Annotated in this window: 8 protein-coding genes; 6 read left to right on the top strand and 2 right to left on the bottom strand. The window is 52.4% G+C overall.

From position 1 onward, the window contains the following. Nucleotides 1–190 precede the first annotated feature (190 nt). Nucleotides 191–1,534 (bottom strand): sigma-54 dependent transcriptional regulator, encoded by a 1,344-nt coding sequence (locus tag FCL47_RS03330; RefSeq protein ID WP_136812018.1) that lies wholly within the window; start codon nt 1,532–1,534, stop codon nt 191–193. Beyond that, entirely contained in the window at nt 1,531–3,018 is a 1,488-nt protein-coding gene (locus FCL47_RS03335) for a sensor histidine kinase (RefSeq protein ID WP_136812019.1), read from the bottom strand. The genes FCL47_RS03330 and FCL47_RS03335 overlap by 4 nt, the downstream gene beginning before the upstream one ends. A 305-nt stretch (nt 3,019–3,323) precedes the next feature. Between FCL47_RS03335 and FCL47_RS03340 the strand changes: the two genes are divergently transcribed. The 6 genes from FCL47_RS03340 to FCL47_RS03365 are packed head-to-tail and all read left to right on the top strand — an operon-like array spanning nt 3,324 to nt 11,196. Further along, nucleotides 3,324–3,761: a universal stress protein gene (locus tag FCL47_RS03340; RefSeq protein WP_136812020.1), complete on the top strand. Its 438-nt coding sequence runs from the start codon at nt 3,324–3,326 to the stop codon at nt 3,759–3,761. Then, nucleotides 3,758–4,696, top strand: coding sequence for a sulfite exporter TauE/SafE family protein (locus FCL47_RS03345; RefSeq protein ID WP_136812021.1), 939 nt, complete (start codon nt 3,758–3,760; stop codon nt 4,694–4,696). The genes FCL47_RS03340 and FCL47_RS03345 overlap by 4 nt, the downstream gene beginning before the upstream one ends. 1 nt (nt 4,697) lies before the next feature. Then, nucleotides 4,698–5,468, top strand: coding sequence for a TIGR02186 family protein (locus FCL47_RS03350; protein WP_167496342.1), 771 nt, complete (start codon nt 4,698–4,700; stop codon nt 5,466–5,468). Nucleotides 5,469–5,483: 15 nt separating this feature from the next. After that, nucleotides 5,484–8,054 carry a PEP/pyruvate-binding domain-containing protein gene (locus FCL47_RS03355; RefSeq protein ID WP_136812023.1) on the top strand — a complete coding sequence of 857 codons (2,571 nt, stop codon included), beginning with the start codon at nt 5,484–5,486 and terminating at the stop codon, nt 8,052–8,054. Further along, nucleotides 8,054–8,458, top strand: coding sequence for a response regulator (locus FCL47_RS03360; RefSeq protein ID WP_136812024.1), 405 nt, complete (start codon nt 8,054–8,056; stop codon nt 8,456–8,458). The genes FCL47_RS03355 and FCL47_RS03360 overlap by 1 nt, the downstream gene beginning before the upstream one ends. A 53-nt stretch (nt 8,459–8,511) precedes the next feature. Further along, entirely contained in the window at nt 8,512–11,196 is a 2,685-nt protein-coding gene (locus FCL47_RS03365; protein ID WP_136812025.1) for a PEP-utilizing enzyme, read from the top strand.

An 11,196-nucleotide genomic window follows, 5' to 3' on the forward strand; every position in this document is an offset into this window, starting at 1 on the left:
ATTACGTCATACGAGCATGGCGTAATGATAGAAAACAGAAAACCTTCCCTGGGCATCTTTTTCTTATCCCCCGCTGATCCAGGTTTTTTTCTTCTCTCATCAAAGCTGCAGCAACACATCCGGGGCGGCCTCTCTTTCCGTATGCAATTTTGTGTCGCAGAAGATCAACCAAACGATTTCGGCGCACGCCCTACTCTAGGCCGTACAATTTGATCTTGCGCCAGAGGGTCGTTCGGGGGATCTCCAGAATCTGGGCGGTAAGGCCTTTATTATACCCCGTTCTCTGCAGAACTTTCATGATGTATCGCTGTTCCATCTCGGCCAGAGACGGAAAACCGTCGCCGGCAATCGTGTCAAATTCCAGATTCTGTAAATCCTTCGGCAAATCCTGCGGTCCGATTTCCTCGCTCTCGGTCAGGGCGAGCGCCCGTTCGATAATGTTTTCAAGTTCCCGCACATTGCCGGGAAAGCTGTAATGAAGCAGAATGTTAAGTGCCTGCTCCTGAATCCCGGTTACCTGTTTATGAAACGCCAGGCTGTATTTTTTTATGAAGTGGCGGGTCAGCAGCGGGATATCTTCCCGCCGCGCCGAGAGCGAAGGCACTGTAATAGAGACGACATTGAGGCGAAAGAAGAGATCCTCGCGAAAGGTACCTGCCGCCACCTCATGTTTGAGATCTTTGTTTGTTGCCGCAATAATGCGGATATCCAGATCGATTGGCGTGGTCCCGCCAACCCGGAAAATCTGGCGCTCCTGAATCACATGAAGCAGCTTCACCTGCATATTGAGAGGCATTTCACCGATCTCATCGAGAAAAACCGTACCGCCGCCTGCCGATTCGAGCAAACCTATTTTGGTCGTTGTGGCGCCGGTAAAGGCTCCTCTTTCATGACCGAAAAGCTCACTGTTGATTAATTCATCGGTGAAGCCGCCACAGTTAAAGGTGACAAAAGGATGGTCCTTTTTCGGGCTCAGCTGATGTACGGCTTTGGCAACCAGGGCTTTTCCGGTACCGCTGGCCCCCTGAATAAGCACATTGCAGTCGACCGGTGCTACCTTGCGAACCATGGTGAACAGTTCCTGAATAAGAGGACTGTTACCGATAATTGCGGTCAGACCGGAATCCCCCTTGAGCGCCTCTCGCAGGCGCAGGTTTTCCAGGCGCATGGAAATCTTATCCCTCGCACTCTGGGCCAGCAGCCGGATCTCCGCCAGGTTAACCGGTTTTGCAATATAGTGGTAGGCGCCATTGCGCATGGCCTCAACGGCTGTTTCAACACTCTTATGTCCGGTAATGATAATCACCTCGGTCTCCGGACGAAGACCTTTCACGCGGGCCAATATCTCGAGGCCGTCGAGATCCGGCAGGCGCATATCCAAAAAAACGATGTCGAACGGCTGCTGTACCATTCTTTCCAGAAACGAACGTCCCATAATAAAGGCCTCGACTTCATAATCCTCGCGGGACAAGGCCTGGCTGAGACGCCGACAGACAATTTCCTCGTCATCGACAACCGCTAATCGTAATTTCATCCAACACTCCAACCGGCGAAATCATTGACAACATATGGCAACAGAACGCTGATCTTCGTCCCTTGCCCAGGTTCGCTGAACACTTCAATCCGACCGCCGTGGCGCTTGACTATGGCAAAGCTAACCGACAGGCCAAGTCCCGTTCCTTTGCCAACTTGCTTGGTGGTAAAAAACGGCTCGAAAATCTTTTCCTGAACCTTTTCCGGAATGCCAGCCCCGCTATCCTCAACGGTAAATTTGATAAATCCCGCGGTGTCGGCCATTTCCACATGCATGCCTATTTTCCCTCCAGAGGGTGTCGCATGTAGCGCATTGAGCAGCAGATTTGTAAAAACCTGCTGGAGATTTCCCAGATTACCGCGTATCTCCGGGAGGTTTTCAGCAACCGAGGTATCCAGTTGGAGGTTAGCAATTTTAAACTGATTTTTAATCAAACTCACCGTGCTCGTCAGAATGAGCGAAGGGTCAAGCTGGGAGAAGGCCGGATTTTCGGTACGGGAAAAATCAAGGAGATTTTTCACTATGTCTGCCGCACGGTCTGCCTGACTTTGAATATCCTGCAGCATTTCTGAACAGTTTTCATCAATATCTTCCCCATATTCCTCGATCAGGCTCTCCGCCGTTAAGGCAATATTATTGATGGGATTGTTGAGTTCGTGGGCAATGCCGGCAGTAAAAGTACCTATAGCGGCGATTTTTCGAGTCTGGATTAAATCTTCCTGATTGGTTTCAAGCTCCTGGGCCATTTGGTTGAAGGCATCTATTAGACCGGCAATCTCTTCCAGACGAACGCCGCTATAATGGATCGGGCTGAAATCCCCGCGTCCGAGGGATCGAGTTGTCTCCATAACCACATCGAGAGGTTTTATCAGGCCCTCTGATATAAGCTGAAAGACGAGCACCATCAGGCCGACCAGAATGGCCAGAACAAAGAAAGGAATCGTCAGGCTGCGTAAAAAGGTGGTGTGAATACGTTTGCGTTTGATCACTCGGAAGTGATCCGCGGCATCGGTGAGTGTTTTCCCCAGGGTACGGATCGTTTCCGGCGGGATACTGCTCTCTCCGGCACTGATACGATCGACAAACTGGCGGTAATTAAGCAAGGAATTTTTAAAATTGACATAGGCCGCCTTTCCGTCAAGCAGTGGCAGGTCATCGGCGAGATCCGCCAGCAAGGTGTCGATGCGATTGAGGTACTCCCTGCTTTCCGACAAATTCTGTTTGTCGGCATAAATCAGGTAATTTTTTTCAAACCTTCGTACTTCAAGAATATTATTCAACAAATCATCGTATCGCTCACTGAGCTCCATACGCGTTTTGAGGGTTGACAGGTTCCAGTAGTTCAGGGCGGTAAGGGCACTGATCAAGACAAGAGTCAGACCAAAAACAACCAGGATTTTGCCTTTAATTGAGCCCAGACGCAAACGCTGCACGCACGATTGGGACCATTGGTGCAGAAAAGATACGGGACGGGTGCTGTTCATTGAAGGACTCCGGTTGAATATTAAAAACCGAATTGCATTTCATATTTTGATTACCACTACAGTTCAGCTCAGAGGGTCAAGAGGACACCTCATACCCCCAATATAGCTGAGGTTTAGTGGTAATTACATTTCATATTGAAACAATATTAGCCAACTATAACCAATAACGTTTCAATATGAAATACAAAAAGAACCCGCCTCCCGCCATCTTCATTGTATCTATTTAATATCTCTCAATATTTATTCCATATCATTTTCTCTCCCCTGGCACTCACTTTGCTATTAGAAAAGCATGAAGGAGCTCAATGGAAAAGATACTCGTAGCAATCAACAGCAGACACGGCGCATGGGAGGCACTCTCGCATGCATGTTCTCTGGCTAAGCGAATCGACGCCACGCTCAACGTTCTCCTGGTGGTCCCCCTCAACAGGGGGCGAATTTCCTGTCACGCTCAAGAGGTGGAAGAGGCAATCAGGAAAAAACTTGAGCTGCTCATCGAGGCTGCCAAAGCAGAAGGAGTTCAGATTAATTATTTCATTACGGAGGGAGAGTATGCACAAGAGGTAATCAGCTTTGTCAATAATAACAAAATTTCACTACTGATACATGAAGCAGACGACAAGAAAGCTCGCTCAGCCGACAAGGAACTGGTCTTTGTCCGCTCTCTTCGCCATAAAATTTCATGCACGGTGGAAATAGTTTTCACGAAGAAAAATACCGCAAAAAACGAGAGGATTACATGAGTTTCACAATGAGTCTTTATCTTCCCATAGCCGGCAACAGTATCAATTGTGTGGCGATCCTGGGTCTGGGTGGGGTTGTCGGTCTCTTATCCGGCATCTTCGGTGTAGGAGGAGGGTTTCTAATGACACCTCTGCTTATTATGATGGGCATTCCGCCAACGGTGGCTGCGGCATCGGATTCCAATCAAATAGTCGGGGCATCGACATCCGGCACGCTCGCCCATTTTCGTCTTGGCAATGTCGACATAAAAATGGGCCTGCTGCTGCTGGTAGGCGGTATTGCCGGGGGAACCGTCGGGGTCCAGATCATCAGAATATTGCGCCAGCTCGGCAACGCTGATTTTCTGATCAGCGTCACCTACGTCCTTATGCTTGGTTTTGTCGGCGGATATATGTTTCTTGAGAGCCTGCAGGCAATGCGCAAGTCAAAAACGACCGTGATTGCCGAAGCAACTCCCAAAAGTGAATCCACCTACGCAAAAATGATGCGGGTCCTGCCTTTCCATATGGATTTCCAACGCTCGGGCATTCGCATGTCACTCCTCATGCCGCTGGTACTCGGCACCCTGGTCGGCGTGCTGGCTGCCATCATGGGAGTCGGCGGCGGTTTTGTCATGGTTCCGGTAATGGTCTATCTGTTGCGCATGCCAATGCATGTCGTGGTCGGGACAAGTCTCTTTCAAATTCTCTTCACCTGTGTCAATGTCACCATCATGCAGGCCTCCCAGAACCATACAGTCGATTTCGTTCTCGCCCTGTTGCTGCTGATCGGTTCTGCCCTTGGCGCCCAGGTGGGCGCCAAGATCGGCAAAAAACTTGGTGGCGAGCAATTAAAAATCGCTCTGGCATCTCTGGTCCTCGTCGTGATGTTTAAAATGCTCTACGACCTCCTCGCCAGACCGGATGTACTGCTCAGTTATATTGGAGGACACTGATATGATTCGCATGCACTCCCCCTCATGTACATGGCTTTTTCTGATCATTCTCGCACTTATCCCATCCATGGTATATGCTTCTGCACCGATGACCATGACGGCGTCTCCCACGAATATATTGATGGGTGCGCGGTACGACGGCGTTACCTTGAAAGCATCCGGTACGATCCCCGCCGGCAGTGATGTCATTTTACGCTTCACCGGTGCCCCTGAGGAACTGCATCTCAGGCAAAAGGGCAAGGTTTTCGGACTGCTGTGGATGAATACCGGCAAGGTACGATTGAACAATGTGCCCAAAATCTGCCTGGTTGAGAGCTCACGCCCCATTGATCAGCTTGGTGCGGCGGGAACAGCTTTGCAACTGGCCAGCCTCAAATCCACCATTAAAGTTGAAGAGGGCGCCAACTCTGGCAATGTCGACTTGATACATGAACTTCTTCTGTTAAAAGAAAACGATGGACTCTATGCCGAGACAATGGGTGATATCCACCTTGGTCCCGATACGGGAGCAACCCGCAACTTTGCCGCCGAGATAGCGATCCCTTCAGCTGTCGCCCCAGGTCATTATAACATTGAGGCTGTCGCCGTTAAAGATGGTGCCGTCGTAGGACAACAGACATTAGATGTAGAAGCCAGATTGACCGGTTTTCCGGCATGGCTGAGCAAACTGGCGTTTAAAAATGGGTTGCTGTACGGCATACTGGCTACCGTCATCGCGGTTGTCAGCGGCCTGGCAATCGGCCTTGTATTTCAGAGCAAAGGAGCACATTAAATTTGTGAATCCTGCATGTATAACGTCATAAAAAAACTGCTCACTTTCCCACGACGCCGTAAAGAGGTTTTGCCTTTTACGGTGCTGTTCAAGAAATTTCAGGACATTCTGGAAAACAATAACCTGATCCTGGAGCTCATGGCCGATATGGGAGACAAGCTGGGTGGTGAGTATGTTTTTGACCGACGATATATTGAAGAAGCTGCCGAGAAGGTAGGAGACCATGTTTTCAAGCTCATTTCCGGTCTCAGCATCCTTACGCAACGCAAAAATGTCGAACTGTTTGTAGCCTTTGAGCGTATCCGCCAGGCAATCCAGGGTGAGCTGTCCGGCAGGCATTTTCTCCCATCCGGCAATCTGGTCCTGCCCTTGGGCGAGCTGAGCTCGGAAATGAGCGAGCAGGTCGGTGACAAAATGGCCAAACTCGGCGACATCCATAATCGTCTGGCGCTGACGACACCGGATGGTTTTGTGATAACCACCCAGGCCTTTTTTGAGTTTATGAAGCAAAAAGGGTTGCTGGAAAAAGCGGAACAGGCGGCACTGCACTGGGATGCAGGCGACGATGCCGCTTTTGAGCAGGTTGCCGATGCGATGCAGAAAAGCATCCTGAGCACTCCGGTGCCGCGCCACCTATCGGCACAGATATTTGCCCAGTTCGATGCTCTTGCCGAACGTATGCAGCGGTCGCAACTGGCCTTATCTATTCGCAGCAGTGGATGGGGCGAGGGAGAAGACACCAGTTTTGCCGGGCAGTATGCATCACTGCTGAACGCCTCACCCGATCAACTGATTGACGGCTACCGCCAGGTCGTCGCCAGTGCCTATTCCTTCAAGGCCTGGAGCTATCGCCTGAACAAAGGCTACCAGGAACACGAAACGGCAATGGCGGTTGGTTGTCAGGTGATGGTCGAGAGCGCGGTTAGCGGCGTTCTGCATACCTATGCCCCGGACACAGCGGAAGGGGCCATGGTGGCCAATGCCCTGTGGGGGCTCTGCGCTCCGGTTGTCGAAGGCAATCGAAGAACGGATACGATCATCATCGATCGCACCCCGCCTTATGTCATTCGCTCTTCAAACGTCGTCGAAAAGCCACAGCGACTTGTCGCCGCGCCGGGCGGGGGCGTTGCCTGGGAAGACAATCCGGTCGAATTGCACGCCGTGCCCAGCCTGAGTAAAGAACAACTCCAGGAGCTCAGCCAGACCGCGATGCGCATCGAGCGTTATTATAAGAGACCACAGGAAATCGAGTGGACTTTCGACAGCAGCGGACAACTGCAGATCCTGCAGACGCGTGCCCTGCGCTTTCGAAAAACGCATGCTGCGCCGAAGCCGCAGGTGCTTGAGGCGGTCCGGGACGCGGAGATCATCTTCTCCGACAAAGGTTTTGTGGTGCAGCGCGGCGTCGGTATCGGCAAGATATTTATGGTGGAAAGCGATGCTGATCTGAAGGTTTTCCCCTATGGCGCGATCATGCTGGTGCGGTATACCTCACCCCGCTATTCTTCCATCATGCACAAGGCGCGGGGCATCATCACCGATGTCGGTTCGCCCACGGGCCACATGGCATCACTGGCGCGGGAATACCGGGTGCCGACCATCGTCGATACGGAAGTGGCGACATCACTGCTGCAGACCGGTGATGAAGTCACCCTTGACGCGACCCAGAACATTGTCTATCGCGGCAATATCAGTGCCCTTGATCGTTTTGAACTGACCGAGGACGAGGTTTTCGAAGATTTTTATGAATACCGCCTGCTCCGTCGTCTACTGAAACATATCAGCCCATTGAACCTCCTTGATGCCCAGAATGAGAATTTTACCCCGGCGGCTTGTCGCACGTTCCATGATATCACCCGTTACATCCATGAAAAGGCGGTTGAAGAGCTCATTCACCTGAGTGAAAAAAAGGGCGCGCAACATCTCTCTGCGCCGAAAAAGCTCATTGCCGATATTCCTCTAGGCTTAATGGTCATCGACGCAGGCGGTGGTACCAGCTGCCCGCCGGATGCCCGCGTTGTCACGCCGGACCAGATTGTCTCCCTGCCTTTGCGCGATTTTTTATCCGGCCTGAATGAGTCAGGCATGTGGTGTACCAAACCCGTTGACGTCGATCTGGGCAGTTTTATGGCAAGCCTCACCCGGACTTTTCCTTCCTCCATGGCCAGTCCGAAAGAAATAGGCCGGAACCTGGCGGTGGTCCTGGAAAATTATATGAATATTAATATGCGGCTGGGCTATCATTTTACTATAATAGACGCCTATATCTCGGATACAATCAACGACAATTCGATCTATTTCAGGTTTCTCGGCGGCGTGACCGAATTTATTCGCCGCTCACGGCGGGCAAAATTTATTGCCCAGGTTTTAACCCATTTCGACTTCAGAGTCGAGGTACATGGTGATCTGGTGATCGGCAGGGTAAAAAAACTATCCCGATCGCGGATGACCGAACGTATACGCATCCTGGGCGGACTTGTCGGCTACACCCGGCAGCTTGACACGCAAATGCACTCGGATAAAGATGTTGCCATGCATGTGCAACAATTCTTAGACGTCGTGCACCATGTAATTGGAGGAGTATAATGAAATCGGAAAACAATCAGGGAGAACCCCGACTACGGATCCTCATTTTAGATGATGAACCGATAGTCTGTCGACGATTGAAGCCGGCATTCGAGAAAAGAGGCTACGAAGTAGAAACCTTCAACGACAGCGCTTCCGCCCTTGCCCGGCTGCGGGAGGCGGCATTCGATATTGTCATTACCGATCTGAAGATGGAAGGTGCCGACGGCATAGAGATCCTGACCCAGGCCAAGAAAGCATCTGCCGATACCCGGGTCATTATTATTACCGGCTTCGCCACCCTGGAAACGGCAAGAGAGTCCTACAGCAAAGGTGCCTTTGATTTTGTTGCCAAGCCGTTCAAGCTGCGGGATATTCTGGAGTGTGTTAAAAAGATCGAAGACCAGCGGCAAGCCACGCAATAGCAGGCGTCATTTTCTCATCTTTTTTTTAATAATTACATTCTGGAGGCGCAAAAATGTGGTGGCACAGACTTCTTGGACGAGCACCTACCCGCCATTCGGATATTGCCGAGATCAATATCTGGCGCCTCCAGTCTCTTTTTAATAATTTTCGCAGGATTCTCTCGTTAAATAATGCCATCCTGGCCAATATGGCCCGGATGGAACAAGCCCTCGGCGGCGAGTATATCTACGATAAAGCCTTTCTGGAAAACACTGTCCGAACCATCGCCTCCCATGTCCACCACGTAACCTACAATCTCAATGCGCTCACCGGGAACGCCTATATCCCTCTGTACGATCGTTACCAGGAAATCCGCACCATTCTCGACGATATCATCTCCGGCAATACCCGCGCCCTGGCCTGTCCGCCGGTACTCCCGCTGAGCGACATCGGCTGGGAGCTGGAACCCCTGGTAGGTATCGATCTTGTCTGCCTGGCTGAACTGCGCCATCACCCCGGAATTCATGGTCCGGATGGTTTTGTCATCACCTCTGAGGGAACCAGGGCGTTGACCGGCCAGCTTGCCGCCGACGCCTCCGGCACAGTCCACATCTCGGCCAGCATGGTACGGGTCGGACTGACCGACCACCTTGACATTCTGCTGCAGGAATGTGCCACCAGAAGACTGGCTATCGTTGTCACCCAGGTCGATGACGATGAAGAGCTGGCCCGCGAGCTAGGCAGATTTACGGTCATGCCGACTGCGGACCGTTCGGTGCTGACAATTATCGAAGAGACACTGAATCCGGCAGAGCCTGCCTCTGCCGGGGAGACAAGGGCCCTGCGGCCTGAAAACGACAAGGCCAACAGCGCAACACCCCGACACGAGCGAGAAGATTCTGTTCTCCAGCTGTATGTCCGCAGCGTGGAACGTATTGTCCAGACTATTTTTACCCGCTTGAAAGCAACCGGAGGCCCGGCAATAATTCAATATGCAGTATTCGTCAGATGCTGCCCGGATGCGGCCGGCAGAGGGACGGTCCAGAGCCGAACGGCCTTCGCCGACTCTTTTGATGTGCTGTCGATTACGGCTACTCCTGCTGATGAGGAAAATAACACCGATACCTACCTGCTCCATCGAACATATCCTTTTGAGCTTGTCCAATCGGTGATCGCACCGCATCCTGCCAAACGACGATTTGCCGACGGCCGCCTCGCCACCAGCAATGCCGTCATTGACAGCGGTTTCGGGCGGGGATCTGCACTGCTGGCCAACAAGGACTTGAAAGCACTGGCCGAAACAGCCATGGCCCTCGAACGGATGCTGGGAATTCCAATTGCCCTGCACTGGGAATGTCTTGCGACTGAGACGTACAGAATCACGCGCCTGTTTCCCCTGCAGCTGATACGAAAAGAGATATCAGACGACGAGCTGGCCAGAGAACAGGAAGGTGCGCAAATTATCTGCGAAGGCGGGCAACTGGTGCAGGCGGGGGTTGCTGCTGGAAGTATTGTCCATGTCCCCGAAGATATGGATCCGGCCGATTTCCCGGCCGGGGCGGTGGCTGTCGCCCGGGTTGCTTCCCCGCAGCTGACCCCGATCCTGCAGCGGGCGGCAGCCATTTTGACGGAATACGGCAGCGCTGCCGGCCATCTGGCCACCGTTGCCAGGGAATTGCGGCTTCCAGCCGTCTTCGCCGTGCCCAATGTCTTACGCCTGCTGCCGCCGGGAACAGAGGTGACGGTGGATGCCGGGGAGACCACGGTGTATCAGGGTATTCTCCATACCCTGCTGCTCCATGGCAGTGCGGGAATGGAACTCTCGCCCACCGATCCGGAATACCGGGTGCTGCGTCGCCTCCTGCGTTTCATCATGCCCCTGCATCTGGTGGACCCGGATGCTGCCGATTTTTCCCCCGGTGGCTGCCGCAGTTTTCATGATATCATTCATTTCTGTCATGAGCGCGCAGTTGATGAGCTGGCCCATTTCCAGGAACGGCGGCCGGGACTGGGGGCCATCCGCACCAGGCGAATGCATCTCGATGTGCCGATGGATATCCGGGTTCTCGATACCGGCGGCGGCATGATCAAGGACGCTGCAAATCAACCGGTCTATAGCGATATCTGTTCCGAACCTTTTGGCATTTTTTTAGGCGGACTGCTCCAGCCGCAGGCATGGACCACAAATCTCCCCTCCCTCGGTTTTCGCGATATCATCTCCGGCATGCCAAGGACCATGAACATGCTGGCCGCCCCGGCCGACACTCTCGGGGAAAACCTGGCTATTATAAGTAGTGACTACATGAACCTCAGCCTTCGGCTGGGCTACCATTTCAGCGTCATCGATGCCAACCTGGGCAGTGACGAGCAGCGCAATTATGTCTACTTCCGTTTTGCCGGCGGGCTTGCCGACCCGGAACGTCGGGCCCGCCGGGCAACCTTTATTAAAGATGTCCTTGAAGCGATGGACTTTAAGGTGACGGTGAACGGTGATCTGGTCATCGGCCGACTGAAATTAGTGGAAGCAGGCCTGCTGCGTTCGGCACTGTTCATCCTGGGTGCGTTAACGGCATTCTCCAAACAACGGGATACAAGTCTTGCCACTGATGCCGACACCAGAGCTCTTTTCAACGCTTTTGCCACCTCTTTTCTCGGCCATTTCGATCGCGATATTTCAAGCTCCTTCACGCAGCGTGCGCCAAAAACTGCACCCCACGAGAATACTGACGAAGCCGACTCAGTGCCGGTAAGAAAATAA

The organism is Desulfopila sp. IMCC35006 (assembly GCF_005116645.1).
In the GTDB taxonomy this organism is placed as follows: domain Bacteria; phylum Desulfobacterota; class Desulfobulbia; order Desulfobulbales; family Desulfocapsaceae; genus Desulforhopalus_A.